This window comes from Pseudomonas sp. FW306-02-D09B (assembly GCF_058782685.1).
Map to the genome: position 1 here is coordinate 179,058 of NZ_JBYSXY010000007.1, position 25,162 is coordinate 204,219.

Sequence of the window (25,162 nt, forward strand, 5' to 3'; positions counted from 1 at the left end):
AAGACGTAAAGGGAGGATCAATAGCGTACCCATCAGTGTTCAAGGAGACGGGCATGCGAATGACATTTCTCGGTGCGGCTGGCACGGTGACGGGCAGCAAGTACCTGCTGGAACATAACGACAAACATGTGTTGATCGATTGCGGCCTGTTCCAGGGCTACAAACAGCTGCGCCTGCACAACTGGGACCCTTTCCATCTGCCGGTCCGCGATCTGGAAGCCATCGTTCTGACCCATGCTCATATCGATCACAGCGGCTACCTGCCGGTGTTGGTGCGCAACGGTTATCGCGGCCCGGTCTATGCCACGGCGGCGACCTGTGAACTGGTGAAGATACTGCTGCTCGACAGTGGCCGCTTGCAGGAAGAGGAGGCTGAGTACGCCAACCGCCATGGCTTCTCCAAACACGATCCGGCTCTGCCGCTGTACACCGAACAGGACGCGGAGAGGGCCCTGAAGCTATTGCGGCCAGTGGAGTTGCACCATCCGATCGACATTGCTCCGGGGATCAGCATCCAGTTGCGCTGTGCCGGGCACATCCTTGGAGCCGCCACCGTAGAAGTGCGTGCAGACGGCATTAGTCTGGTGTTTTCCGGGGACTTGGGGCGGCCGAATGATCCGTTGATGTTCACCCCGGAAACCATCGAACAGGCGGATTATCTGTTGGTGGAGTCGACCTACGGCGACCGTCAGCACCCCGCTGAGCCTCCGGAGGAGCAACTGGCTGACGTTATCAATCGCACGGCGTTGCGCCAAGGCATTACCCTGGTGCCCTCGTTTGCGGTCGGGCGTGCGCAACTGCTGATGTATCACCTCTATCGGCTGAAACAGAAGAAGGCGATCCCCGACCTGCCGATCTACCTCAACAGCCCCATGGCCACCGATGTCACTCGCTTGTACCAGCGTTTTCGCAGTGAGCACCGGCTGTCGCTGGAGGAATGCGAAGGCATGTGCCATGCCGCACATTTCGTGCGTTCGGTCAGAGACTCCATCGACCTTGACCAACAGCGCACCCCCGCGGTGATCATCGCTGCCAGCGGCATGGCCACCGGGGGGCGGGTGCTTCACCACCTCAAGGCGCTGGCCCCCAACCCGCTCAATACGCTGCTGGTTCCCGGTTTCCAGGCGGGGGGAACTCGCGGTGCACAGATCATCGCCGGTGCCCCATCGGTGCGGATTCATGGCAAGGACGTGCCGATTCGGGCCGAAGTGGTGCCCATGGGGACCTTGTCCGCGCATGCCGACGGGGATGAAATCATGCAGTGGCTAAGGGGCTTCAAGCGGCCACCGAAACACACATACGTCGTGCACGGAGAACCCAATGCATCGGATGTGCTGCGCCGGCGCATCAGTCTGGAGCTGGGGTGGTCGGTCTCGGTGCCGGAATACCGTGACTGCGTTGAGCTGACCGGGGTTCCGGTCCCGGCCTGAAATCCTGACGACCGAAAGTCCCTTGCCGGTGTGGCGGCAAGGGGCCTTCGGCCAACAGCTTTTGCTGGGTGACGGGTGTTCTGGGTACGCAAACGTCGTTGCCTGGCTTGCTGACTGTCGTCATCAGCCGGCTTCTCTTTACTCGTCACGTGTCCAGCTGACGCTCAACTGGTATTGATCATCACTGTAGTGGTAATCGGAGTGGCCTTTGAAAGCGCCTGTCAGTGCATGACCCAGGCGGTTGGCGAGATGGATGCCGGTGGTGGTCACGAGCAGATCCCCCCCGGAGTCGGTCAGCTTGATGAGGCGCTCAAGGGCATGATCGGCTTTTTCCTGCCGTTCGGTGTTTTCGATCAGATTGACGATTTCTTTTCGATGCTTGAGCAAGAAGCTGCCGGACAGCGTTAGCGTGCCCGCCGGCCTGTTGTCATCGATGCGCCGACAGGCCGGGCAGGTCACCGTTTCGGCATCAGCGATCACCGTGTTTTCAGGCTGCTTCCAGGTCCAGTTACCAGCCTGATAAATCGCATCGCACTTCGAACAGATGGCCGAGCCTGCGACTCGCTGCAATAAATAGGGGTCATGGGCAGGTGTCTTGAACAGTTGTTTTTTTTGACTGAGCTGATATTTGTCCATGACCTGTTCCTCGCAAATGAGAAGGATAAAAACTGCGCCCCCAGCCCTGTTTTCAGATCGATTTTTACCGATAGTGCCCGCTGACAGAACCGTGGAGTTCACGGGTTCATTTGGCCGCGACTGGTTGTTGTACAGGTTGATTTTTATCAACTGGGGGCCATTGGCTGACGGTCAATCATCTGGAGTCGGTGCGCGAAATACACGCGCATACAAGTGCCGCTGAAGGCCCCGCGACGTCGTGGCTTTGTTGATAAAAATCAACGTCGCGTGAGCCATTTCAGGGAAGCTGCAAGTACCTGCCTGTTGCAGAGTTACTTGGGAGAGCAACCTGATGGCTCACAGTAAAATTCTGTTTCGTGCCGCCGCTCGCGAGAAAGTCCTCTGCGGTGCCACACAGTTGGCGGACGCTGTCCGTGTGACCCTTGGGCCAAAATCGAAATCGGTGTTGATCCAGAACAAATGGGGTAACCCAACGGTTTGCAACGACGGCGTGACGATTGCCAAGCGAATCGACCTGCAAGACCCCGAGGAGGGGCTGGGTGCCCAGATGCTGCGTCAGGCGGCGGAACGTACCGGCGATGCGGTCGGGGACGGGACCAGCACGGCAACGGTGCTGGCCCATGCCATCCTGGCTGATGGCATACGCAACGTCGTCGCCGGTGCCAGCGCGATTGATTTGAAGCGCGGCCTGGATCGCGGGCTGTTGCTGGTCGTGCAGTCGCTGGCGGCCCAATCGCGCCCGGTCAGTACCCCCAAGGAAAAGGCCCAGGTGGCCACGCTTTCGGCGCATAACGATGCGGTTATCGGCCAGCTGGTTGCAGATGCTCTGGAAAAGGTCGGCGTTGAAGGCGTGGTCAGTGTCGAGGAGTCCAAGACCACTGAGACCGTGGTCGAGGTGATGGAAGGAATGCGTTTTGACCGTGGTTACGTCTCACCGTATTTCGTGACCGATACCGAGAAGATGCAGGTCGAACTCGATGATGCCTACCTGCTGCTCTGTGATCATAAGATCGGCGTGCTCAAAGACTTGATTCCATTGCTTGAGTTGATCGCCAAAAGTGGCCAGCCACTGGTGCTGATCGCTGACGACATAGAGGGCGAGGCGCTGACCACGCTGGTCGTCAACCAGATTCGTGGCGTATTGCGCGCGGTGGCGATCAAGGCCCCCGGCTTTGGTGATCGACGCAAGGAAATGCTCCAGGACGTTGCCGTCCTGACCGGCGCAACGGTGGTCTCCAATGAGCTGGGCATCAGTCTGGAACAGGTGGACTTGAGCCAGTTGGGACGAGCGCATCGCGTCGTGGTGCAAAAAGACAGCACGGCGTTGATCGGCGGCGCCGGTCAACGCGAGGAAATTGAGGCGCGCCTGCAACAGATCCGCGTGCAAATGGACGCGACTACCAGCGATTACGACCGTGAAAAACTCCAGGAACGACTGGCCAGGTTGTCTGGCGGTGTCGCGGTGATCCGGGTCGGGGCGCCGTCGGAGGCCGAGATGAAGGCCCGCAAGGATGCGCTGGATGATGCCATTTCGGCGACTCGGGCGGCGATTGCCGAGGGCATCGTTCCGGGGGGCGGGCTGGCATTGCTCAAGGCTGTACCGATTATCGCGGCCGAGGAGGCCGGCTATGAAGGCGATGCCAAAACCGGTTTGCAGATACTTCGCCGAGCGCTCGAAGCGCCGGCCCGGGTGATCGCGGAAAACTCGGCGGTGGATGCCGGCGTGGTTGTTGCCCGTATGCTGGCGGAACCGGGGAATATTGGTTTCGACGCGTCAGCCAATGTCTATGTGGACATGTATGAAGCCGGCATCATCGATCCGACCAAGGTGGTGCGTATCGCGCTGGAAAATGCCGTTTCAGTCGCCAGTATCCTGCTGCTGACCGAGGCAACCATGACCGATATCCCGGAAAAGGAAGCACCTGTCCAGCCCCCGTTTCCTGAATGACCCGCACCGCGCTACGGCGGTGCGCGGTGACTTGATATAAATCAAGATCAAGCAGGCTTGTGGGGAGGACGCTGAGTCAACGCTGGTGATTCGATCCAGCGAGGACGCAATGGCTGACCAACGGCGAGGGGCAGCGGCAGGCGTCGAAGTCCAACCTGTCTGGAGTTCAGATCATGAGCCAGTATCAACGGTTATTACTGATCATCAACCCGGCCCAGCGCCATTCCCCTGCGATACACCACGCCGCTGCCCTGGCGAAGGCCAGCGGGGCGAGCCTGCATATTGCCGCGTTAGTACCATCGCTGGACATCCTGTCACTGCTTGAAGAAGGCGTCCGGGAAAAGGCTCGGCAGAGTTACCTCCAGGACCATAGCGATTGGCTCAAGGATCAGGCGGAAAAGATGCGCGGCAGGGGCATCGAGGTGACCACCGAGGTGGCATGGGCCGACGACATGCAGCAGGCGATCCTTGATCACGTCAGCGAAATGCAGCCCAACCTGCTGATCAAGCAAGTGCAGCATGAGCCAGCACTCAAACGCGCATTTTTCACCCCTCTGGACTGGCACTTGCTGCGCCATTGTCCGATACCGATGTATCTGGTGGGCGCAAGTGGTCATGCCTTGCCGCGCAAGGTGGTGGCAGCGGTTGACTCGTCGGATACCGCGTCTTCGAACAGCGAACTGAATGACCGGATCATCCAGCAGGCCAACAGCCTGGCGCTGCAGTGCAATGCCGAATTGCATCTGCTGTATGCCTGTGACATTTCGGCGGCCTATCTCGGCGATATGGGCGGCGGCGGGCTGACCCTGGCGGACCTTACCCGGGAACTGCGCAGAGAGCTGGAAAAGTCATTCCTGCGCTTGGCCGGTCGATTCGGTGTGCCCTCTGACCGTCGACATTTCATCATGGGGAGCCCGGTCTCGGCGTTGAGTGAGTTTGCCGACGAGCAACAGGTGGATGTGATCGTGATGGGCAGAGTCCAATCCCACGGGCTGGACAAGCTTCTCGGCAGTACGACCGAACATATCCTCTATCAGGTGCCTTGCAGCGTTCTCGCGGTCTAGGGGCTGTGGCGTGTCGTATCAAGATCAATAGAACAAGTTCTCCTGCCGCAGTCGTGCGAAGCGCTCAAGCGCTGCGGCATCGAGCGCTTGCGCGGCGTCAGGCGCTATGCCGTCGCGAATGGCTTGCCAGACGATTTGCGAGCCGATTGAGCCGCGGGTCGCCGCAATATCGAACGCACCGGGATAGAGCGTATGCAGCGTGGCAAGCAGTGCCAATCCCAGGTGTGCGACGGGACGTTGCTCAGGCACCGGGTTGGGAGTGATGCTCACGCCATGACAGAGCTGACCGTGCCAGTTCGATTCGGTGGGCACGAAGTCGATCGGCTCGAAATGCGCGCCAACATTGAGGGCATTCAGCGCATGGGCGAGCTGGGTCGCGTTGATCCACGGCGCGCCGATCCACTCGAACGGATGCGCTGTGCCGCGTCCCACGCTCAGTCTCGCGCCCTCAAGCAAACCGACATCCGGGTAGAGGTCCAGCTGGGACAACGTACGCAGGTTTGGCGAGAGCGGCACCCAGCCGAGCCCGGTGTCGGCGAAGGTCATCTCACGCCGGTAGCCCTGCATCGGCACCACGCGCAGATCTGCGCCAATGTGCTTGTTGCGGTTGAACAGACTCGCCAGTTCGCCGACCGTCATGCCCGGCTGTAGCGGCGCCGGGAAATAGCCGGTGAACGATTCTTGTCGGCTGTCCAGCACCGGTCCGCCGAATCGCTGCGCCCCGAGCGGATCGGGCCGGTCCAGCACGAACAGCGGAATGCGCTGCGCCGCCGCGGCCTCGAGTGCATAGCCGAGCGTCGTCTCGTAGGTGAAGAAGCGCACGCCGGCATCCTGAATGTCAAAGACCAGCGCATCCAGTCCAGACAGCGAACCGGGCGGAAAGCGCCGCGCCGCGCCGTAGAGACTGTGTACGGTGAGGCCCGTCGCGGTGTCGAGGGTGTCGCCGACCCGCTCGTCCACATCGATATTCAGCCCATGCTCCGGTGAGAACAGTGCTGCCAGCCTGACGCCAGGCGCGTGCGCGAGTACGTCGACGGTGCGCCGGCCTTCGGTGTCGAAGCCGCTGCGATTGGTGATCAAGCCCACGCGCTTGCCGGTGAGCGGCGCAAACCGCTGCGCCTCGAGCACGTCGATGCCGGTCTGCACCGGGCCCGTCGAGATCGGCAGGCGATCGGCGGCACTCAGCGCCGGTAACGTCGATGGCAGCCATTGGCCGATTTGCGCGACGCTCGCAGCCGGAGCCCGGCTTGCCAGCAGCGCGAGCAACTGCGCACGCAGCGGGCGGGCGTCACCGCGGTCGTCCGGGTACACGCGGTTGGTCAGGATAACGATGAATTGGCGCGTTAGCGGATCGATCCACAGGCCGGTGCCGGTGTATCCGGTGTGGCCGATCATGCCAATCGGTGGCAGACGGTCGTGGTTCGACGCGAACGGTGCGGCCAGGTCCCAGCCGAGTCCGCGCCACGGTGGAGTCGCGAGCGGCGAGGCGGCACTGGTGAGCGCGGCAATGCTCGCTGGCCGCAGAATCTGCACGCTGCCAGCGCGCCCTTGGTTGAGCATCATCTGCGCGAAGCGGGCGAGGTCATCCGCGGTGGAAAACAACCCGGCGTTGCCGGAGACGCCGCCCATCCATTCAGCCGTCGGATCGTGTACGCGGCCGCGGCGGATACCGGTCTTGTTCGCCAGTGTTGGCGCACTGCGGGCGGCTCGCCCCGGGTCGGGCACAAAGACCGTGTCGCGCATACCGAGCGGGCCGAAGATGTAGGCCTGGCAATACGCGTCGAGCGTGCGGTGGGTGATGCGCTCGACCAGTTCGCCCAGCACCACGAAATTCAGGTCACTGTAGATGACGCGCTCACCTGGCACGCTCCGCAGACGCTGCGCCGCAATCGCGCTCAATACGCCTTCGCGGTCCGGATGCAGTGGCCGCACAGGCAGGTCTGGCAGCAGCCCGGAGGTGTGCGCAAGCAGATGACGAACGGTCACCGGGTCTTTGCCGAAGGCCGCAAAGGCCGGCCAATACTGTGCAACGCGTGCGTCCAGGTCGATGCGGCCGGTTTCGGCCAGTTGCATGATCGCCGTGGTGGTCGCGATGACCTTGGTCAGCGACGCAAGATCGAACTCGGTGCTCAGCGTCATCGGTTCGGGGTCGGGCGTTGTCGCGCGTTGCCCAAAGGCCTGGCGATAGAACACGTGCGTGGCGTCCCCGATCAGGACGACGGCCCCCGGAATGCGTCCAGCGCTGATCTGCCCCTCGACGATCTGTGCGGCTTGCAGGCGCGCCGCCGCATCGAAATCGGCGGCACCGGCGATCTGCACCGCTGCTATTGCAAGCAGCATCGCCCAGCGTTTCAGCGCACCGATCAAGGGTGCGGCATATCGGCGGCGTTGTAGTGATTGTGTGGATTCCATAACATCCATCCATCGGTGCCGGCTGCATTGGCGGCGTTGACCTGGGCACTGATCGCCGCCGCATCAAACAGGCGACGATCGAATGCATAGTCGCGAAAGGCTTGCAGCCACGGACGAAAACGCACCCCCGGCAGATGGGTGCGCTTGATTGCTTCCGCCAGGGAGCGTCTGACGATCTGAGCGGGATCGCTGACCGGATTGGTCAAGCCCGGCAGCCCCCAGGTAAAACCGGACGGGTAGAGCATCGGTGAAATATAGTCGAGCGGCTCGCCGAGCAATTCGATTTGCTGGCCGATCGCGGTATCGTCCAGATTCCAGCAGACGTAGCCGAAGATGTCCGCAGAGACGAATACATTGTAGGGCGCCAGCCGTGTGCGTGCGGCCTGCAGGAAGCCGACGATCGCCGCGGTCCGGTTGCGCCGGGTATTGGACAGGGCGAAGTGCAGCCCGCTCTTGTCGGGAAAGCGCACATAGTCGAACTGGACCTCGTCGAAGCCCATCTGCGCCGCCTCCTCGGCGACGTCCAGATTGTGCCGCCATACATCCTGCGAAAACGGATCCATCCATTGCAGGTTCTCGCCATCGCGCCACGGCTCGCCTTCGGTGGTGTGCACGCTCCACTCCGGATGTGCGGCGGCGAGCGGGTCGTCCTTGAACACCACGATGCGCGCGATCAGATACAGGTGTTGTGCATGCAGCCGGGCCAGCAGCGCCGCAAAGTCGTGGTCCTGTGGTGCGCGCACCGTCACGTGGGCAGCCGCGCCGATGGCCTCGCGCGCCGCGCTGCGATACGGCGTCAGGCCGCGGTCGCCCTTGACGTCAATCACCAACGCATTGATCTCGCTGCTTTCGGCAAGGCTGAGGGCATTATTGCGCAACGTCTTGTTGGTCACGCCGAACACCGACAAATACAGCGCTTTCGGGCGAAACGGGGTCAACGCGAGCGTCACAGGTGTATCGCCGGACACCTTGGCCTCGGTGCGCAGGTACCCCGGAGCGCGGGCCGCAACGTTCTCCACTGCCTGAGCGATTTCGAACTGCCCGTGTTCGTCCGTGCGCATCACACCCGCTGAAGTCGTGATGATCGCGTCGGCGAGCGGATTCTGCGTGCTTGAGTCGAGCACGACACCCGTGACGGCCAGGGCGCCTCGCTGGCTCAACAGGGTAGTAAAGACGACGAGCAGCGTCGCGATTGCATAGCGCCTCACTGCGCTGATAAAGGTCATCGTGCGCTCTCCGTTGCGGGCATCGTCGGGGTGTTCGGTTCGCCAAGCAGGTGCGCGAATGCGCTGGCGCCGTAGGCATCGGTCATCAGAAAGCGCGGCAGCGCGAGCAGCCGCGCATGCCGGTCCGCCTTGCGCGCGTCCAGGGTGAAGGCGACGACGTAACCGTCGTCGGCGGCGAGTGCGATCAACTCGTCGTCGTAGATCCCGAACGGCCACGCGAGCATGTCGATATGCGTACCGGTTTGCGCCTCCAGGCGTTGACGGGATTTGTCGAGTTGCATGCGCACGAATTGCTGGAAATCAGCCGGTGTGCGGTGTCTGCGCTCGACCTTGAAATTGGGATGCCAGTACGTATGCCCCTGGATGTCAAAGAGTCCGGTCTGTTTCAGGCTGCGCAATTGTTCCCAGGTCATTGCATAGGAGGCGTTCGAGATCGCTGATGGATAGATGAACAGCGTGACCGGAAAACGCTCGCGCTGCACGATGGGCAGCAGTTTTTCGAATACCGAGCGATGCCCGTCGTCGACGGTGATCGCCACCGGCTTCTGCGGTAGCGTCGCACTTGGGTCCTGCAACCAATTGACCACCTCACGCAGCGGCACGATGTGGTAGCCATGCTCGTGCAGGACGCGTAACTGGGTTTCGAAGGTGCTCATGCGCACGGTCATCGAGTCGTCCAGCGTCTGCGAAAAACGGTGGTAAACGAGGATCGTGACGCGCGGCTCAGCACTTGGCGCGGCAGCGTCTGCGCCCCAGGCCAGCCCGCCGATGCACACCAGCACAGCGCACACCAGAAGCCGGATCGCGCTGCTCATATAAGCTCCCCCCGTTTGGCAGGTTTTGCCTTGGTTTGATCTAAATCAATAGTAGATGTTCGTTGGCGGGCCACTGTATGAAACGACAATATTTGAGGCTGCCGCCATGAATATCAACGAGGCAATCTCGGGCCGTCGCTCGACGCGTGAATACACGAAAGAAGCGGTTGATGAACTCATCATTCGTCGCTTGATCAACACCGCCGTCCAGGCGCCCAGCGCAGTCAACCAACAACCGTGGGCGTTCACGGTGATCCGCGATCAGGAACTGCTGGACCGGGTCTCGCGCGAAGCGAAGGCTTACCTGCTCGCGACAGTGCCCGCAGGGACCCAGTCCGAGCACTTTTATTCGATGCTCAACGATCCAGGCTTCCAGATCTTTTATCACGCGCCGGTACTCATCCTGATTTCGGGGAGCGCGCCCGGTCCGTGGATCGTCGAAGACTGCGCCCTGGCGGCCGAGAATCTGATGCTTGCCGCGTACGCTGAAGGACTCGGCACCTGCTGGATCGGTTTTGCCCAGGGCTTTCTCAATACGCCGGAGGGCAAGCATGTATTGGGTCTCCCTGCCGGATCGAGGCCCGTGGCGCCCATCATCGTTGGCCATCCGAAGTCTGCGCCTGCGCCCGTCCAGCACAAGGACCCCGAGATCCGCTGGATTGGCTGAGCAGGAGGCCGCCCGTGCTCAGACGGTAGCAAACGCTCCGTTTTCAGCCAGCAAGGTGGCAATCAGTGCGGTGCTGTCGAGCACGTGCAAGTGGCGCGTCACACAGTCGGCAGGCAGGCGAAACGGAGGCACGCTGTCAGAGACCGCCAGGTGTTCAAACAGGGGTTTGTCGAGCAGATCAGTGCCACCGGTAAACAAACCATGGGTGGCGGCTGCAAATAACCGGGTGGCACCGGCCTGCTGGCAGGCGAGGCCCGCATGCATCAGCGTTTCACCGGTGCTGATCAGGTCGTCGAAAATGATTGCGGTTTTACCCAGCACTTCACCCACCAGCAGCGTGCCGGTGAACGTTGCTTGAGCACGGTGCTTTTCCATCAGCGCACCGCCCACTGCGCGTCCCAATTGCCGCTCCAGGGCCTGGCGAAACTGCTCGGCCCGTTTGGTACCGCCAGCATCCGGGGAAACCGACACCACCTCGGCGTCGCCGACAAGCGCGGCGAAATGCCCGGCGAACAATTCTGCGCACTGCACGTTCCAGGTGGGAATGCGAAAGGCGTTATCAAACGCTGCCGGGTTGTGCACTTCCAGGGCCACCAGGCGATCCACGCCGCAGGCTTCAATCATGGCCGCCACGTAGCGGGTGATCGTCGGGTCCTGAGGTTGGGTACGACGATCCTTGCGCCCGTAGCAGAGGTAGGGCGTCACGGCCTGCACCTGGCGAGCGCCGGCATCCTTGAGTGCGCCACAAAAAAACAGCAGCCGACACAGCTTGTCGTTTGCGCTCTGCCGGTCATCCCCATACAAGGAATGGAACACCACCACCTCGCGCCCGTTGACCGACTCCAACGGGTGGCATTTATGCTCGCCATCTTCATAGTCACGCTCTTCATGGCGCGCCAGTTGACAGCCAAGCCGCTGCGCGACGCGGCTCGCGTAGTGCTCACTGCCTTGCAGGGCAAACAGAAGCGGGCGTTCGGTGAGCATGTGATGGCTCCTTCAAGGCACTGCCGTCAGTGGGCGGCACCATGACGCAGAACTTCGATGCAAAACTCCGCTTCGTAGGGCGGTACGTTGCATTCGACGATGTCATTGGCGGCAACTTGCAGATGCACGCCGACAATATCGGCATGGATCGGCTGCTGGCAGACGTGCCGATCGACCAATACTGCGGTGTAGACCCGACGCGCACCGAGTTGCGCCAGATACGCGCAGGTGCGTAGCAGCGAATGGCCTTCAAACAGCACGTCATCGACAACAAGCAGGGTGGTACAGGCAAGGTCCAGTGCGCCCAGAAGCGGGTTTTCGGTCAATTGCGTATGTGCATGCAGCACGCTGAGATCATCGGCATAACGCTTGACCTTCAGGGGGTAAAGAGGCAGTTCCGGCTGGCCGGTCTGACGCGACAGATGGTGCTGTAAACGCTGTGCCAGCGGTTCGCCGCGGCGCTGGATGCCGATCAGTACCGCTTGAGTGGGCGGCAACAGTGCCGCAGCCTGGCGCGCCATCGCCTGCAGCACCCCATCGAGCTCATCGCTGTCGTACACGCGCAACCGTTGGCTCGCAGGTAGGGTCGGCATGGCAGTCTCCCGTTCAGAGCCGATAGATTGATCATAGCGCAAGGGGGCTGTAGCTGATGGCGCCGGGCATCTGCGCCTTGCGCGGGGACTTGATATAAATCAAGACCGGGGAGACTTCATGGGAGGATTCTGAATTAAAAAAGGGTATTGGCACCTAGCTGAGCACTTGCCACGCGCTCATGGGCTGTAAAGGCTTCTCGGCAGTACGACTGAACCTGTCCTGTATGGCTGCCTTGCGGCGTTCTGGCGGTATGGATTTGGCCCGATTGCTTCAGGAGGTTTTCAAATGACACACAGTCCCTTACTGCAAACCACCTTGCGCGACCGGACTGCTGCCGGTCGAACCCTGGTCGAACCGCTGCTCAAATACGCTCATCGACCCGATGTCATCGTGCTGGCCTTGCCCCGTGGCGGGGTTCCGGTGGCCTATGAAGTAGCGACAGCCCTGGAGGTTCGCCTGGACCTGATGCTGGTCCGCAAGTTGGGAGTTCCTTCCCAGCCAGAATACGCCATGGGCGCCATTGCCAGTGGCGGCGTACAAATCGTCAATGAAGGGGCGCTACGGGCTCACCCGATTGATCAGGACACGTTCGATGCCGTGGTCGCACGGGAAACCCGGGAACTCTCTCGTCGTGAGCATTTGTACCGGGCAACGCGTGCTCCGGCAGTACTCAAGGACCAGGTGGTGATTCTGATCGATGACGGCCTGGCGACAGGGGCCTCGATGATGGCCGCGATCCACGCCGTGCGCCTGCAAGCACCGTCGCGCATTGTCGTTGCCGTGCCGGTGGCACCGCTTGAGACGGTCGAGGCGCTGCGCACCGAAGTGGATGAACTGGTGTGTCCGCTCATTCCCGAGTGGCTGATGTCCATCGGTTATTGGTACATGAACTTCACCCAGACCACGGACGGGGAAGTCATCGATCTTTTGCAAAGAGCCTGGCAACGCGAGTCCAGCACGGGCACTGCCCCTCAGGAGAACTCCGATGCTTGAGTCTCACTATCGAAAACTGAGCCTGGAGGACGTGGAGCTGTCAGCCGACCTGCGTCTGCCGATGAATGCTGCCGGATTGGTGGTTTTTGTCCATGGCAGCGGCAGCAGCCGTTCAAGCCCTCGTAACCAGCAGGTTGCAGAGTCTCTGGGCCGCCGACGACTGGGCACGTTGTTGTTCGATTTGCTCACGGAGCCGGAGCAGCGCCTGGATAACGTTACGCGGGAGCTGCGTTTCGATATCGCGATGCTTTCCCGGCGACTGGTGCAGGTGATCGACTGGATTGGCCGGGACGCGGAACTGCAATCGCTGCGGATCGGGCTGTTTGGCGCAAGCACCGGGGCCGCTGCGGCGTTGTTGGCGGCGGCCGAGCGCCCGGACGTGGTCCATGCGGTGGTCAGCCGGGGAGGGCGGACCGACCTGGCAGGTGCGGCGCTGTCCCGGGTAAGGGCGCCGACCTTGCAAATCGTCGGAGCAGAGGACCCGGTGGTAGTGCGTCTGAACGTGCAAAGCAGTCATGTTCTGCGGTGTGAACAGCGCCTGGAAGTCGTGGAGGGCGCTACGCATCTGTTTGAAGAACCAGGCACCCTCGAAGAAGTCGCCAGACTTGCTGGCGACTGGTTCGAGAGACATCTGCGTGGTACTCGTTCAGAGACCTCCATCAGTCCCTGACCGGTATCACACGCCAAACGGAAAGGTTTCGTCTTCCGGTTCCAACGTCTGGCTTTTTGGCAGAGGCAGTGCCGTCACCGCTTGTGTCTGTTCAATCCACACCATGGCGTCAAATTGCTCGGCCAGCACCGACTCGAAGTAGTGGCTGCTGCGCTCGCTTTCGGGGCGGTAAATCACCCCGATGGCCCGCTCCAGCAGAGGCTCGGACAGCGCCTTGCGCAGGTCTTCGCGCTGGGGATCTCGCCAGTCGGTCAATGACGCGGGGACGCCGGCTTTAAGGAACTGATGTTCCCAACTGTCCGGGCGAGATGGCCGGATGTCCTTGATGAGCATGTCGGCGTCCCAGTCATCGGCTGCCGCCACCTGGCCACGGTCGGTGCTCATGCCGATCAGAACGACATCGCGCCCATAGGCGCTGCGACACAGCTGACCGATGTTGAACTGGCCCTTCCAGCCCATTTCCGTGGCAGCGGCATTGCCGATATGGGAGTTGTGCGCCCAGACCACGGCCTTGGCGTGAGAGCCTCGGTGCTCAAGCAACCCCCGCAGTGTGTCGAACATGTGCCGGTCACGCAGGTTCCAGGAGGCGGTCGAGCCTCGATAAATCGCTCGGTAGTATTGTTCCGCCGCCCGAACGACCCGGGCGTTTTGCGTGGCATCGAAGAACGCCTCGTCGTCGTGGATAAGCCCGGCCAGTTGCTCGGCCAGCATGTCATGGAGCTGCTCGACCACCGCTTGCTCGCAGGGCATCAGCCCGCCCTGTTCGACAAAGTGGCCGTACAACGCAGGTTCATCCTGCCAGGGCGTCAGGCAGCCATAGCGCCGTCGTGCTTCGTGTGCCAGATGCGGGTCGACCCGCTCCAGATAACTCAGGACCTCGTGAATGGAGTTGCGCAAACTGTAGACGTCCAACCCGCGAAACTCGACCCGACCCTCGGGGGCGTGCTTGTGGTTGTATTGATGCAGCCAGTGGGCAAATGCCTTCACCTCGGTATTGCGCCACATCCAGGTCGGGAATCGGCTGAAGATGTGCCGTTTCCAGGCTGTGTGGGCCAGCCCGCGGACATAACGGTCAACATGCGCGGCATCTGGCCAGTCCGCTTCAACCGCCACAATCGTGAACCCGTGCCGCTCAATCAGCCTTTGGGTAATTGCCGCACGGGTTCGGTAGAAGTCGCTGGTGCCATGGCTGGCCTCACCGATCATCACTACCCGCGCATCAGCGTAACGGTCGAACATTTCACCGAAGGCGTCTGAATTCAATTCCGGCAGCGGTTCCGCATATTGACGTAACAGAGGGGCAATAGTGGTCATGGCAACCGTGCTGCGCGGACCGTAAAGTTTTTCCAGCAGTTTTTGCGAAGGAGAGGTCATGAGCGTCGTCCCTATCAAGAGGAGGGGTTAACCGACGTGCAGCCCGCTGGGCTGCTTCTTTGATTATTCCTACACCTTGGTCCAGACGATTCATTGAGTTTCGTCAACAAAGGCTGCAATGCCCCAGGAGAACGTGTCTGGATCGCGCGTCCGCAGGCTGCTGAAGATGACCTGACGCGATGTGCGCGATGTGCGTTGCGGACTTGAGTGGCGCAGCGCGCGCCAGCACTTGTAAATGGCTAGCGTCTGGCTAGGCTCCATTCAGGATTAAATCGTTCGACAGTCTCTTTTCAGAGGGAGCTGACATGAATGTGAAGGACAGCGAAGCAGGCGGAATGAAGTCGGTGGCGCAGTCATTTTTTTTCGGGTCAGCTTTTTTAATCACATTACTCCGGCGACCGGGCACCCTGCTGGTGGCGCTATCAGTGCTGCTGTTTTGTCAGTCAGCGCAGGCCTTGCCTTCCTTTGCACGTCAAACCGGACAAAGTTGCATTGCCTGCCATGCGGGTGGGCAATTTCCCGAGCTGACACCTTATGGGCGCCTGTTCAAGCTGACGGGGTACACCAACGGCGAACAAACCAACCCCCTGGCCGCGATGATCGTCGGTGATTTCACCTCGACGCGTAACAACAGCGACGGTGCGGGCAGCTCGATTTCACCCAAAGACAAGCAATTCATCATTGATTTCGGCAGCGTGTTCCTCGGTGGAAAAATCACTGACGTTATCGGCGGCTTTGCCCAATTCACCTACAGCTCCTACGACCACCAGGACGCCTCGGGTAATTGGGTCAGTCACCTGGGCTCGGACAACTTTGACCTGCGTTATGCAGACAGCCGGCTGGATGCCTCACGAGATGTCATCTGGGGCGTCACATTGCATAACAACCCCACGGTTCAGGATGTCTGGAACAGCACGCCTGCGTGGGGCTATCCGTATGTCAGTTCAACCTTGGGCGCCTTCGGCGGGGTCCCGACCTCTACACTGATCGAGGGGGGATTGGCTCAACAGGTGGCGGGTATCGGTGCCTATGTTTATTTGAACAAGTCGTTGTATCTGGAGCTGACCTCCTACCAGACCGCCAAAGACACCTGGCAGTTTCTGAGTCTGGGCAACAAGAAGGGCGACACCTACCATCCGTTGACGTACATGGATGGCTCAAGCCCTTATGCACGGCTGGCCTATACCTACGAATGGGGGGCCCAGAACGTGATGCTGGGGGCCTTTGCGATGAATGCCAAAATTCTGCCCCTGGACGACTCCAACAATCCGATCCATGGTCAGGGCAGCACCGAGTACCGGGACGTAGGCTTCGATGGCCAGTACCAGTACCTCCTTGAGCCCCATACTTTCACGGCACAGATACGCTATGTCAGGGAAGAAATCAGGGATGGCACCCAGACCCTCTTCGACGGACCTGCAACCCTGCGATCCTTCAAACTGAAGGGCAGTTATGTGTACGGTGCCAAGTATGGTGCGAGCCTGGCGTATACCAATGTCAATGGCAGCTCGGATGCCACGGCGTACCCGGACAGTGCCAGTTTTTCACCCGATACACAGATGTGGACGCCAGAGGTGTTCTGGTTACCGATGCAGAACCTGAGGGTCGGGCTCCAATACAACTATTTCACCCGCTATTTGGGCGCAACCAACAACTATGACGGCAATGGCCGTGATGCCAGTGAAAACGACACCACCTATCTTTATATGTGGTACGCGTTTTGATCAGTTGAACGCAGGGGCGTAGACCATGAACGCAATGGGCATGAAGAGTTCTTTCAATCGATCGCATTTATTGCTTGCCCTCTGCGTGGTTGCGCTCACGGGCTGCACTGGTACGACCGAGCAGGCCTCGGAAAAAACCTCGCCGATGTCCGGCATCGCCATGGTCGACAAGGTTTGCTCCATGTGCCACGGATTGACGGGGGAGTCCGTCTCGCCGATGTTTCCCAAGCTGGCCGGCCAGCAAAAAGAGTACCTGAAGTTGCAACTGACAGACTTCAAGGGCCATGTCCGCAGCGATAAAACCGGGACCCAGTACATGTGGGGTTTTACCCATTTGACAGAGACCCAGATCAACGAACTGGCGGACTATTTTTCCAGTCAGAGCCCCATGAAGGCTGACGCCGACAAGTTTGATGCACGCGGCGAATTGATCTTCCGCAAGGGCTTGCCTGGTTCGGGCGTCGCGCAGTGCAGCTCCTGTCATGGTGCCGAGGGTCAGGGCAATGGCCAGTTCCCGCGCCTGGCAGGTCAACATGCCGACTATATGATCCGCCAGCTCAAGGTGTTCCAGCAGACCGACCAGCGCCCGCGTGGCGAGCTGATGAAGCAGGTCACTCATTCCCTGTCCGATGAAGATGCAGCCTCTGTCGCCCATTACATTGCGACACTCGGGGCAAAAAAATGAGGGCCTTCGCGGCGCCGGCGATGAGCCTGAGGGCACGTCGCGGTTCCTGGCCTTCAGGCACTGTCTGATCTATATCAATGACCGTGTGGCGGGATCGGCAATCCTGACCCAGTGACCTCCACTGAGTCAGGATTGCGCCATGAAGCTTACTGCGGCACCGCTTCCAGAGCCGTTGCCAACCTCGCCCTCTTCATCGGCCAAGGCCGGGCAGACGATGGGTAATGATCAGATCGCCGGGATTTTTGACGATATCGCCGATCTGCTGGAAATCGAGGACGCCAATCCCTTCCGTATTCGCGCTTATCGCAATGCAGCGCGAACCCTGAGGGCTTTGACCTTTGAGGTCGCGAAGCTGATCGTGCGGGGTGAACCGCTGCCCAAACTCACGGGCATCGGGGTCGACCTTGCCGGCAAGATCAACGAAATCGTCACCACCGGCGATTGCGCACTGCGCCAACGTCTGCGCACGACATTGCCCCTGGGGCTGGTCGATCTGCTTTCCATCGCCGGGCTGGGCCCAAAACGCGTCAAACACCTCTATCACGACCTGGGCATCGAAACCGCGCAGCAACTGTGTCAGGCGGCCAAAGACGGACGCATTCGCCATCTGCCTGGCTTCGGCGAAAAGATCGAAGCCCGACTGTTGAACGCCGCGCAGAAGGGCATCGGCAGGGACCGCCGGTTGCCATTGGCCTTTGTGGCGCCGGTGGCCCTGCGATTGACCGAGTACCTGCAACAGCTTCCGGGGGTTGAGGCGGCCACGGTTGCCGGAAGTTTGCGCCGGATGCGCGACACCATCGGCGATATCGATATTCTGGTGGCCGCGGCACCGTCGGTGGACGTCACGGCGCACTTTATCCAGCATCCGGACATTGCCACTGTGCTGGCACAGGGTCGCACCCGTACCAGCGTGATACTGGGCACCGGCATGCAGGTGGATCTGCGGGTGGTCGAACCGGCGGTCTATGGCGCCGCCCTGGTGTATTTCACCGGCAGCAAGGCGCATAACATCGCGATTCGCCAACGGGCTCAGAAGCAAGGTCTCAAGCTCAGTGAATATGGCCTCTTCAGGGCAAAAAAATGTGTGGCTGGCACCACCGAAGATTCCGTTTACCAGGCGTTGGGGTTGGAATGGATGACACCGGAACTGCGCGAGAATCGCGGTGAGATTGCCGCGGCAGAGGCGGGTCATTTACCCAGGCTGATTGAGTTGAGCGACCTCAAGGGCGACTTGCATGCTCACACCCGCGCCTCGGATGGGGGCAACAGCCTGGAAGAGATGGCATTTGCAGCGCGGGAGGCCGGGCTGGACTATCTGGCGATTACCGAGCATTCGCGGTCCCTCAGAGTGGCCCATGGCCTGGATGCCGACCGGTTGCTCAAGCACATCGACCAGATCGATGCGCTCAATAGTCGCTTACAGGGCGTGACCCTGCTCAAGGGCATCGAGGTGGACATACTCGAGGACGGTAGCCTGGATTTGCCGGACGATATCCTCAGGCGTCTGGACCTGGTGGTCGGCGCCGTACACAGCCATTTCGGCCTGACGATGCGTCAACAGACCCAACGCTTGCTCCGGGCCATGGATCATCGCTATTTTACGATTCTGGCGCACCCGCTGTGCCGGCTGATCAATGAGCGCGACCCGCTGAACCTCGATCTGCCGGTCATCATCAAGGCGGCCCGGCAGCGTGGTTGTTGCCTGGAACTCAATGCGCAGCCGCAACGCATGGACCTGTTCGACCTGCAGTGCCGCTACGCCAAGGATGAAGGGGTGCTCATTGCCATCGACTCGGATGCGCATCGCACCGTTGACTTCGCCTATTTGCAGTATGGGATCGCTCAGGCACGCCGTGCCTGGCTGGAAAAGCACAACGTGCTCAACACTCGTCCCCTGAAGGAACTCAAGGCGTTCCTGAGCGCCTGTTCCGCCCGGTGATGAGTGGCTGTGGGTGCGGGATTGAGACGCTCCATTCCCTTTCGTCAGCAACGTGCCGGATGACCTCCGAGAAATCAGCCGCGCCTGTCACTGTATGGGCCCGGAGGGTGTCCCCGGAACCAGGCGCCAGGCTTCAGGACATTGGCGTATATAAGGGTAGTAGCCTTTGGCTGAAGGGCAGTAATACCAGCTTGGCGCAGGCTGGGTGTTGGGGGGCGCTGCCACCACGGGCGGGTTGGCCGGGTAGTAATAAACAGGGGGCGGGTAGTAGTAAACCGGGTAGGAGGGGTAGTAATACGGACCACGAAGGTACGCGCCTTCCCAACCCAGTCCCAAGCCAAGACCGATGCCCCACCAGAACGGAGCGCCGATATGACCGCCTCCGTGTCGGTCGGCGTTGGCCGGTAATGCAAGGCACGTGGCGATCAGGATTGCCCCTATCAGCGTGCAACGTTTTACCGAGTCGATATTCATGATGTCTACCCAATCGTGGGGGCAATTCGAGAATAGGAGTCGCTCAGGAGAAAAATCTGATCCACATCAGAAAACAGGCATACGAACGGGCAAGTGGATAGACGGGCTGCCAATAGGGGGGGAGTCATAATGTTCGATGCAAAAAAAACCTTGCCGGTTTCCCGGCAAGGTGAGGAGGACGGTCATCGGTTCAATTACCTTTGATCGGTACAATTTTCTCCGGTTTCATGGCTTCGGGCTTTTTCGGTAGCGATATGCTCAGCACACCTTTGCTGAAGCTCGCTTCGATCTTGTCGGCGTCGACCCCTTTAGGCAGGTTGAACATCCGTTCGAAGGAGCCGTAGTGACGCTCCGACAGGTAATAGCCCTTTCTTTTTTCTTCCTTGTCTTCCTGTTTTTCGCCTTTGATGATCAGGCTGCCGTTGGACAGTTTGATCTCGACATCCTTCTGGTCCATACCGGGCAGTTCGACAGTGATATCGAAGCTTTTATCCTTCTCGGTGATGTCCACGGCAGGGATGCCATAACCCATCAGTTCACGAGATAAAAGCGGCTCGACGTCGAACAGCCCACGGCTGAATGGGGATAATCCCAAAGGACCTCGATTGAAGTCTTCGAACAGGTGATCGACCTGTTCCCGCAGTTTTTGCAGAGGACGCCAAAGGTCAGTCGTCGCTGGGAGCGGACTTGCTTTTTTTTCGGTATGAACCGGTACTTTTTTCACGGAATTGGCCATTTTCAGTTCTCCTCTTTGGCTATGTCGAGGTGGGCTGCAAACGTTTTGGACACCTGTGCCTGCCTCGAGAAAAAACACATCCATTCATTGATTTGGCCTTACAAGGCCAGTTTCCCTGACCACAGCATCCAGCCGGCGAAAGCGGCCGCCGCCCAGATGACGATCAACAATCCCCACTCAAAGCCGTTCAGCGCTTGACCCTGGCGAGCCCGTTTGGTGGCCAGGTAAATCAGTGAGCCGGGGGCATAGAGCAGGGCGCTGAGCAGCATGTATTTCGGCCCAGCGGCGAATAGCAGCCACAAGCAATACAGGGTTGCGACCGAGGCAATCGCCATGTCGCGCAGTTGCAGGGCTTTGTGTCCGGCATAGGTCGCGCCCTGCCACGTCAGCTTCAACGCGTATAGGCCGCTGAACAGGTACGGCAACAGAATCATCGAGGTCGCCAGAGAGATCAGGGCCAGGTAACTGGCGCTCGAATACAGCGTCAGCAGCAGGAATAGCTGGATGCAGCCGTTGGTAATCCACAAGGCATTGGCAGGCGCGCCATGGGTGTTTTCCAGGGCCAGCGGCCCCGGCATGACCTTTTCCCTGGCCGGTGTGAACACCGACTCTGCCGCCAGCAGCGTCCAGGCGAGCAGGGCGCCGCCGACCGAGATGATCAGGCCGATGCTGATCAGCATCGCCCCCCAAGGGCCGGCCACTGCCTCAAGCACGCCACTCATCGAAGGATTTTTCAGCGCGGCCAGTTCCGGTTGCCTGAGAATGCCCAGTGACAGCAGGGACACCGCAATCAGCAGCAACAAGGTGAGAACAAAGCCGATGACGGTGGCCCGTCCCACATTCACCCGTTCTGCCGCGCGGGCGGAAAATACGTTGGCGCCCTCGATGCCGATAAACACCCAGACGGTGACCAGCATCGTGCTTTTGACCTGATCCAGGGTGCTGCCCAGTGCCGGCGCACCCCAGAAGTCGACCATAAATGTTTCGCGCTGGAACGCCGCAATCACCAGGCCGATAAACATAAGCAACGGAACGATCTTGGCCAGGGTGGTGAGGGCATTGGCTCGCGCTGCGGTGCGCATGCCCCGCAGGATCATCCAGTGCAACGACCACAGCACCAGCGACGCCGCCGCAATGGCTGCTTTGTTATTGCCTTCACCGAATAGCGGGAAGAAGTAACTCAGCGCCGCGAACAGAATCACCAGGTAACTGACGTTACCGATCCAGGCACTGATCCAGTAACCCCAGGCCGAGTTGAAACCGAGGAATTCGCCGCCCAATGCGCGGGCATAGGCAAACACGCCGTTATCCAGTTCGGGCTGGCGGTTGGACAAGGTTTGGTAGACCAGTGCCAGCGACAGCATGCCAACGCCGGTGATCAACCAGCCAATCAGGATCGCGCCAGCACCAGCGCCCGCGGCCATGTTCTGGGGCAGGCTGAAAATACCGCTGCCAATCATCGAGCCGACTACCAGAGCGATCAACAGGCTCAAGGACAGGCGCCGGGGCTCCAGCTGGCGCAAGCTTCCCGCCGCAGGACGAGGCGAAATGCCCGGAATAGTCGGTTGGGTGCCGTGCACATGCGTTGCCATGCAAACCTCCACTAGACAATTTCTTCATCGGCTATCGCCAATGCGAGAGCGCGAACGCTGATGATTAATGTCTGCGTGAATGGGCTGCCGGGATTTGATTTAGATCAGAGGAATGGTAAGCCGCACGAAGGACACAGGGGATAAACCCCATGGGCGTGTGCGCCGCTGTGTCACGTAGAAAAGGGGTGGAGTGCTCTCAGGATTCGAGCGGTTGAGCAGCCGTTGGGTGTCAGCGTATTTCGCTTATTCAATCGCGGCCTGGCGCAGGCGCAAGGCATTGAACACTACCGATGCCGAGCTCACGCTCATGGCCAGCGCCGCAATCAGTGGCGATAGAAGATGACCGGTCAGCGGGTAGAACACACCGGCGGCCAGCGGAATGCCCATGGCGTTGTAAAGGAAGGCGAAGGTCAGGTTCTGGTGCATGTTTCTCACCGTGGCCACTGACAGGCTGCGGGCTCGCAGGATACCGAGCAGATCGCCCTTGACCAGGGTCACCTGAGCGCTGTTCATCGCCACGTCAGTGCCGGTACCCATGGCGATACCCACATCGGCGCGCGCCAGTGCCGGGGCGTCATTGATGCCGTCGCCAGCCATCGCCACCCGGTGTCCGGCCTGTTGCAGAGCCGCGACCAGGCGTTCTTTGTCTTGCGGCTTGACCTCGCCGTGCACTTCTTCGATACCCAACTGACGCGCCACCGAACGGGCCGTCGTAAGGCCGTCGCCAGTCGCCATGACGACCTTGACGCCGTCCGCTTGCAGACGACCGACTGCCAGTTTCGAGGTGGGCTTGATGGGGTCGGCTACCGCCAACAACCCCGCCAGGACACCATCGACCGCCAGGTACATGATGCTCGTGCCGTCACTGCGTAGTGTTTCTGCCTGGGCTTGCAAGCTTTGTATAGAAACACTCGCCTCATCCATCAATACCGTATTGCCCAGTCTCAGGCTGCGCCCCTCGACCTGACCGCTGACGCCAATACCGGAGGCGGACTCAAAGGCTTCAGGCGTGCTCAGTGTCAGGCCCGTGCGGCGGGCTTGCTCGACGATGGCATGTGCCAACGGGTGCTCGCTGCCTTGATTGAGAGACGCGGCCAGGTGCAGCACTTCATCCTGGGTAAATCCGGGTGCTGCCTCAACGCTATGGAACACTGGCCGACCTTCGGTGAGGGTGCCGGTCTTGTCGACGATCAAGGTGTCTATCTTGCGCAGGTTCTCGATGGCGGCGGCATCGCGAAACAACACGCCGACACTGGCAGCCTTGCCGGTGGTGACCATGACCGACATCGGTGTCGCCAGACCCAGGGCACAGGGGCAGGCAATGATCATGACCGCGACAGCGTTGATCAGGCCAAATACCCAGCTTGGCTCTGGCCCCCACAGACCCCAGCCGACCAGCGTCAGCCCGGCGATGCTGATCACCACGATCACAAAGTAACCGGCGATCACGTCGGCCAGACGTTGCATTGGCGCTTTCGAACGCTGTGCCTGCACAACCATCTGCACGATCTGCGCGAGGAGGGTCGCTGCCCCGACCTTCTGTGCCTGCATCACCAGACTGCCATGGAGGTTGAGGGTGGCTCCGATCAACGCGTCGCCGGCCTTCTTCATGACCGGTATCGGCTCACCGGTAAGCATCGACTCATCCACCGCGCTTTCGCCTTGCAGCACCTGACCGTCGACCGGCACTTTTTCACCCGGGCGTATGCGCAAGGTGTTGCCGCTGTGTACGTGGGTCAACGGTATGTCGTCTTCGGTGCCGTCGGCATTGATTCGGCGGGCGGTTTTCGGTGCCAGCCCAAGCAGCGACTTGATGGCTGCCGAGGTTTGCGAACGCGCCTTGAGTTCGAGCATCTGGCCGAGCAAGGTCAGTGAAATGATCACCGCCGCCGCTTCGAAGTACACGCCGATGCGACCGTCCATCATGAATGTGTTGGGGAAGGCGTTGGGGGCCAGGGTGGCTACGACGCTGTAAAGGAAGGCCGCTGCCGTGCCAAGACCTATCAGCGTCCACATGTTGGGACTGCGCTGAATCACCGAATGCACACCGCGCACATAAAAGGGCCATCCGGCCCACAGCACGACGGGGGTGGCCAGTGCCAGCTCGATCCAGTTTTGTAGGGAACCGTGGAACAGCATCAGGACATGACTGCTCATGGCCAGCACCGTGACGATCACGGTCAGCGGCAATGTCCACCAGAAGCGCCGGGTGAAGCTCTTGAGCTCGGGGTTCTCGTCCTCTTCCAGTTCGGGAATCACCGGCTCCAGGGTCATCCCGCACTTGGGGCAGGTACCGGGGCCCGTCTGGCGGACTTCCGGGTGCATGGGGCAGGTGTATTCAGAAGTAGCTGACAAGCGGGCTGCGGGCATCCGATCGACCGGGGGGGCCGGGTTGTGCTCTTGATGATGCTCAACGCCGTGCATGAGTCAATTCCTGTTCTCGTCCTTGACCGGGTCTGCGGTTTCACTTCGATGGCTGTGACCACCGTGATGGTGGTGCCCAAACAAATGCATCAGCGGACACAACAGCAAAATCGAGTAGGGCAACAGGCCGAGAATATGGCCGTAGTGCTCACGGGCCAGATAGAACAATGCAATGACCAGCAACATGCCTAGCGCGATGCCGGATTTGCTTCTCCAAAATGCTGGAGACGTGTTGGTCGAGTGCTGTGAGTTGATCATGGTTGGGTGCTCCTGGGGAGTGAGCGCTGCCAATACGCTGAACAGGATCAACACTGCGGTTTCAGGGTGAAACCGCCGTGGCCGTTACGACAGGCTTGTCCGGATCACTGGTTCATCGGCATCTTCATCATGTTCGATTGCTGATCCATCATATTCATCATCATGTTCATCATGCCCATTCTGTCCTTGTTGCCCGGCATACCCATGTCATTACAGTTTGCATTCATCATGGCCATACCGTCCTTCATCGTCTTCATGCTCTCCTGCATGGCGGCCCGCCGCTCGGCAGGGGTTTTGGCGGCGGCGATTTTGTCGTGTGCAGCCTGCATTTTTTTCATTTGCTCGGCCATGGCCTTGTTCTGCTCAGGTGTGGCGGGTGGGGCGGGTGTGCTGGTTTGAGCGGGGTCGGTCGGGTTCAGCTCCGGGTGGTGCTCATCGACGGCCGAGGCCACGAGAGGGCTGCTCACAAGCAGTGCGGCGAGGATCAATTTCAATGAGGCATGCATGGCAATCTCCA

Annotated in this window: 22 protein-coding genes; 9 read left to right on the top strand and 13 right to left on the bottom strand. The window is 60.3% G+C overall.

The genetic code is table 11. The features are described from left to right. The first annotated feature begins 53 nt into the window (after nucleotides 1-53). Nucleotides 54-1,430, top strand: a complete 1,377-nt coding sequence (locus AC3WK5_RS14460) for an MBL fold metallo-hydrolase RNA specificity domain-containing protein (RefSeq protein ID WP_177474769.1) — start codon at nucleotides 54-56, stop codon at nucleotides 1,428-1,430. 138 nt (nucleotides 1,431-1,568) lie between these two features. On the opposite strand, the gene AC3WK5_RS14465 is transcribed toward AC3WK5_RS14460, so the two are convergent. Further along, on the bottom strand, nucleotides 1,569-2,066 hold the full coding sequence (locus tag AC3WK5_RS14465; protein ID WP_103316127.1) for a BCAM0308 family protein: 498 nt from the start codon (nucleotides 2,064-2,066) through the stop codon (nucleotides 1,569-1,571). Nucleotides 2,067-2,397: 331 nt separating this feature from the next. On the opposite strand from AC3WK5_RS14465, the gene groL reads away from it, so the two are divergent. Together groL and AC3WK5_RS14475 are read left to right on the top strand one after the other, a co-directional pair. After that, nucleotides 2,398-4,014: a chaperonin GroEL gene (gene groL, locus AC3WK5_RS14470; RefSeq protein ID WP_103316128.1), complete on the top strand. Its 1,617-nt coding sequence runs from the start codon at nucleotides 2,398-2,400 to the stop codon at nucleotides 4,012-4,014. A gap of 173 nt (nucleotides 4,015-4,187) precedes the next feature. Further along, on the top strand, nucleotides 4,188-5,078 hold the full coding sequence (locus AC3WK5_RS14475; protein ID WP_054596500.1) for a universal stress protein: 891 nt from the start codon (nucleotides 4,188-4,190) through the stop codon (nucleotides 5,076-5,078). 24 nt (nucleotides 5,079-5,102) lie between these two features. On the opposite strand, the gene AC3WK5_RS14480 is transcribed toward AC3WK5_RS14475, so the two are convergent. Genes AC3WK5_RS14480 through AC3WK5_RS14490 form a run of 3 tightly spaced genes read right to left on the bottom strand, consistent with a single transcriptional unit; the run spans nucleotide 5,103 to nucleotide 9,531 of the window. After that, nucleotides 5,103-7,490, bottom strand: a complete 2,388-nt coding sequence (locus tag AC3WK5_RS14480) for a serine hydrolase (RefSeq protein WP_256585170.1) — start codon at nucleotides 7,488-7,490, stop codon at nucleotides 5,103-5,105. Further along, nucleotides 7,442-8,716 (bottom strand): putative glycoside hydrolase, encoded by a 1,275-nt coding sequence (locus tag AC3WK5_RS14485; RefSeq protein ID WP_103316129.1) that lies wholly within the window; start codon nucleotides 8,714-8,716, stop codon nucleotides 7,442-7,444. Before AC3WK5_RS14485 ends, AC3WK5_RS14480 begins: the two co-directional genes overlap by 49 nt. Then, complete coding sequence (locus tag AC3WK5_RS14490) at nucleotides 8,713-9,531, bottom strand: polysaccharide deacetylase family protein (protein ID WP_103316130.1); 819 nt, start codon at nucleotides 9,529-9,531, stop codon at nucleotides 8,713-8,715. Before AC3WK5_RS14490 ends, AC3WK5_RS14485 begins: the two co-directional genes overlap by 4 nt. Before the next feature lie 106 nt (nucleotides 9,532-9,637). Between AC3WK5_RS14490 and AC3WK5_RS14495 the strand changes: the two genes are divergently transcribed. Further along, nucleotides 9,638-10,198, top strand: a complete 561-nt coding sequence (locus tag AC3WK5_RS14495) for a nitroreductase family protein (protein ID WP_103316131.1) — start codon at nucleotides 9,638-9,640, stop codon at nucleotides 10,196-10,198. A gap of 18 nt (nucleotides 10,199-10,216) precedes the next feature. Here the strand turns inward: AC3WK5_RS14495 and AC3WK5_RS14500 are convergent, their stop codons facing one another. Together AC3WK5_RS14500 and AC3WK5_RS14505 are read right to left on the bottom strand one after the other, a co-directional pair. After that, entirely contained in the window at nucleotides 10,217-11,182 is a 966-nt protein-coding gene (locus tag AC3WK5_RS14500) for a ribose-phosphate diphosphokinase (RefSeq protein ID WP_103316132.1), read from the bottom strand. A 26-nt stretch (nucleotides 11,183-11,208) separates the two neighbouring features. Beyond that, entirely contained in the window at nucleotides 11,209-11,775 is a 567-nt protein-coding gene (locus AC3WK5_RS14505) for a phosphoribosyltransferase family protein (RefSeq protein ID WP_103316133.1), read from the bottom strand. Between the two features lie 286 nt (nucleotides 11,776-12,061). Here AC3WK5_RS14505 and AC3WK5_RS14510 point away from each other — a divergent pair, with 286 nt between their 5' ends. Beyond that, on the top strand, nucleotides 12,062-12,769 hold the full coding sequence (locus AC3WK5_RS14510; protein WP_103316134.1) for a phosphoribosyltransferase: 708 nt from the start codon (nucleotides 12,062-12,064) through the stop codon (nucleotides 12,767-12,769). Continuing rightward, nucleotides 12,762-13,439 (top strand): dienelactone hydrolase family protein, encoded by a 678-nt coding sequence (locus AC3WK5_RS14515; RefSeq protein ID WP_103316135.1) that lies wholly within the window; start codon nucleotides 12,762-12,764, stop codon nucleotides 13,437-13,439. Before AC3WK5_RS14510 ends, AC3WK5_RS14515 begins: the two co-directional genes overlap by 8 nt. 6 nt (nucleotides 13,440-13,445) lie before the next feature. On the opposite strand, the gene AC3WK5_RS14520 is transcribed toward AC3WK5_RS14515, so the two are convergent. Next, nucleotides 13,446-14,813: an erythromycin esterase family protein gene (locus AC3WK5_RS14520; protein WP_103316136.1), complete on the bottom strand. Its 1,368-nt coding sequence runs from the start codon at nucleotides 14,811-14,813 to the stop codon at nucleotides 13,446-13,448. Between the two features lie 305 nt (nucleotides 14,814-15,118). On the opposite strand from AC3WK5_RS14520, the gene AC3WK5_RS14525 reads away from it, so the two are divergent. The 3 genes from AC3WK5_RS14525 to polX all read left to right on the top strand — a co-directional run bounded on the left by AC3WK5_RS14525 (nucleotide 15,119) and on the right by polX (nucleotide 19,161). Next, nucleotides 15,119-16,537, top strand: coding sequence for a cytochrome C (locus tag AC3WK5_RS14525; protein WP_103316137.1), 1,419 nt, complete (start codon nucleotides 15,119-15,121; stop codon nucleotides 16,535-16,537). Nucleotides 16,538-16,562: 25 nt separating this feature from the next. After that, nucleotides 16,563-17,222 (top strand): c-type cytochrome, encoded by a 660-nt coding sequence (locus AC3WK5_RS14530; protein ID WP_177474766.1) that lies wholly within the window; start codon nucleotides 16,563-16,565, stop codon nucleotides 17,220-17,222. Nucleotides 17,223-17,361: 139 nt separating this feature from the next. After that, complete coding sequence (gene polX / locus AC3WK5_RS14535) at nucleotides 17,362-19,161, top strand: DNA polymerase/3'-5' exonuclease PolX (protein ID WP_103316138.1); 1,800 nt, start codon at nucleotides 17,362-17,364, stop codon at nucleotides 19,159-19,161. Between the two features lie 87 nt (nucleotides 19,162-19,248). Here polX and AC3WK5_RS14540 read toward each other — a convergent pair whose 3' ends face one another. From AC3WK5_RS14540 to AC3WK5_RS14565, 6 genes are all read right to left on the bottom strand, one after another. Then, entirely contained in the window at nucleotides 19,249-19,635 is a 387-nt protein-coding gene (locus AC3WK5_RS14540) for a hypothetical protein (protein WP_103316139.1), read from the bottom strand. Between the two features lie 190 nt (nucleotides 19,636-19,825). Next, the gene (locus AC3WK5_RS14545) at nucleotides 19,826-20,371 is read right to left on the bottom strand and encodes an Hsp20/alpha crystallin family protein (RefSeq protein WP_103316140.1); all 546 of its coding nucleotides are present in this window, start codon (nucleotides 20,369-20,371) and stop codon (nucleotides 19,826-19,828) included. A 98-nt stretch (nucleotides 20,372-20,469) separates the two neighbouring features. Continuing rightward, nucleotides 20,470-21,963, bottom strand: a complete 1,494-nt coding sequence (gene arcD / locus AC3WK5_RS14550) for an arginine-ornithine antiporter (RefSeq protein ID WP_103316141.1) — start codon at nucleotides 21,961-21,963, stop codon at nucleotides 20,470-20,472. Between the two features lie 243 nt (nucleotides 21,964-22,206). Next, nucleotides 22,207-24,288: a copper-transporting P-type ATPase gene (locus tag AC3WK5_RS14555; RefSeq protein WP_256585174.1), complete on the bottom strand. Its 2,082-nt coding sequence runs from the start codon at nucleotides 24,286-24,288 to the stop codon at nucleotides 22,207-22,209. A 102-nt stretch (nucleotides 24,289-24,390) separates the two neighbouring features. Continuing rightward, complete coding sequence (locus tag AC3WK5_RS14560; protein WP_054596521.1) at nucleotides 24,391-24,645, bottom strand: DUF2933 domain-containing protein; 255 nt, start codon at nucleotides 24,643-24,645, stop codon at nucleotides 24,391-24,393. A 104-nt stretch (nucleotides 24,646-24,749) separates the two neighbouring features. Beyond that, nucleotides 24,750-25,151, bottom strand: coding sequence for a hypothetical protein (locus tag AC3WK5_RS14565; protein WP_103322112.1), 402 nt, complete (start codon nucleotides 25,149-25,151; stop codon nucleotides 24,750-24,752). Nucleotides 25,152-25,162: the final 11 nt, after the last annotated feature.

Excerpts from the sequence above, each read along its gene's own strand:
- AC3WK5_RS14480 (WP_256585170.1), bottom strand. The coding sequence starts at position 7,490 with ATGGAATCCACACAATCACTACAACGCCGCCGATATGCCGCACCCTTG.
- AC3WK5_RS14465 (WP_103316127.1), bottom strand. The coding sequence starts at position 2,066 with ATGGACAAATATCAGCTCAGTCAAAAAAAACAACTGTTCAAGACACCT.
- AC3WK5_RS14485 (WP_103316129.1), bottom strand. The coding sequence starts at position 8,716 with ATGACCTTTATCAGCGCAGTGAGGCGCTATGCAATCGCGACGCTGCTC.
- AC3WK5_RS14545 (WP_103316140.1), bottom strand. The coding sequence starts at position 20,371 with ATGGCCAATTCCGTGAAAAAAGTACCGGTTCATACCGAAAAAAAAGCA.
- arcD (WP_103316141.1), bottom strand. The coding sequence starts at position 21,963 with ATGGCAACGCATGTGCACGGCACCCAACCGACTATTCCGGGCATTTCG.
- AC3WK5_RS14555 (WP_256585174.1), bottom strand. The coding sequence starts at position 24,288 with ATGCACCCGGAAGTCCGCCAGACGGGCCCCGGTACCTGCCCCAAGTGC.
- AC3WK5_RS14530 (WP_177474766.1), top strand. The coding sequence starts at position 16,563 with ATGAACGCAATGGGCATGAAGAGTTCTTTCAATCGATCGCATTTATTG.
- AC3WK5_RS14540 (WP_103316139.1), bottom strand. The coding sequence starts at position 19,635 with ATGAATATCGACTCGGTAAAACGTTGCACGCTGATAGGGGCAATCCTG.
- AC3WK5_RS14525 (WP_103316137.1), top strand. The coding sequence starts at position 15,119 with ATGAATGTGAAGGACAGCGAAGCAGGCGGAATGAAGTCGGTGGCGCAG.
- AC3WK5_RS14510 (WP_103316134.1), top strand. The coding sequence starts at position 12,062 with ATGACACACAGTCCCTTACTGCAAACCACCTTGCGCGACCGGACTGCT.
- AC3WK5_RS14560 (WP_054596521.1), bottom strand. The coding sequence starts at position 24,645 with ATGATCAACTCACAGCACTCGACCAACACGTCTCCAGCATTTTGGAGA.
- AC3WK5_RS14520 (WP_103316136.1), bottom strand. The coding sequence starts at position 14,813 with ATGACCTCTCCTTCGCAAAAACTGCTGGAAAAACTTTACGGTCCGCGC.
- AC3WK5_RS14460 (WP_177474769.1), top strand. The coding sequence starts at position 54 with ATGCGAATGACATTTCTCGGTGCGGCTGGCACGGTGACGGGCAGCAAG.
- groL (WP_103316128.1), top strand. The coding sequence starts at position 2,398 with ATGGCTCACAGTAAAATTCTGTTTCGTGCCGCCGCTCGCGAGAAAGTC.
- AC3WK5_RS14490 (WP_103316130.1), bottom strand. The coding sequence starts at position 9,531 with ATGAGCAGCGCGATCCGGCTTCTGGTGTGCGCTGTGCTGGTGTGCATC.
- AC3WK5_RS14505 (WP_103316133.1), bottom strand. The coding sequence starts at position 11,775 with ATGCCGACCCTACCTGCGAGCCAACGGTTGCGCGTGTACGACAGCGAT.
- AC3WK5_RS14475 (WP_054596500.1), top strand. The coding sequence starts at position 4,188 with ATGAGCCAGTATCAACGGTTATTACTGATCATCAACCCGGCCCAGCGC.
- AC3WK5_RS14500 (WP_103316132.1), bottom strand. The coding sequence starts at position 11,182 with ATGCTCACCGAACGCCCGCTTCTGTTTGCCCTGCAAGGCAGTGAGCAC.
- AC3WK5_RS14565 (WP_103322112.1), bottom strand. The coding sequence starts at position 25,151 with ATGCATGCCTCATTGAAATTGATCCTCGCCGCACTGCTTGTGAGCAGC.
- polX (WP_103316138.1), top strand. The coding sequence starts at position 17,362 with ATGAAGCTTACTGCGGCACCGCTTCCAGAGCCGTTGCCAACCTCGCCC.
- AC3WK5_RS14495 (WP_103316131.1), top strand. The coding sequence starts at position 9,638 with ATGAATATCAACGAGGCAATCTCGGGCCGTCGCTCGACGCGTGAATAC.
- AC3WK5_RS14515 (WP_103316135.1), top strand. The coding sequence starts at position 12,762 with ATGCTTGAGTCTCACTATCGAAAACTGAGCCTGGAGGACGTGGAGCTG.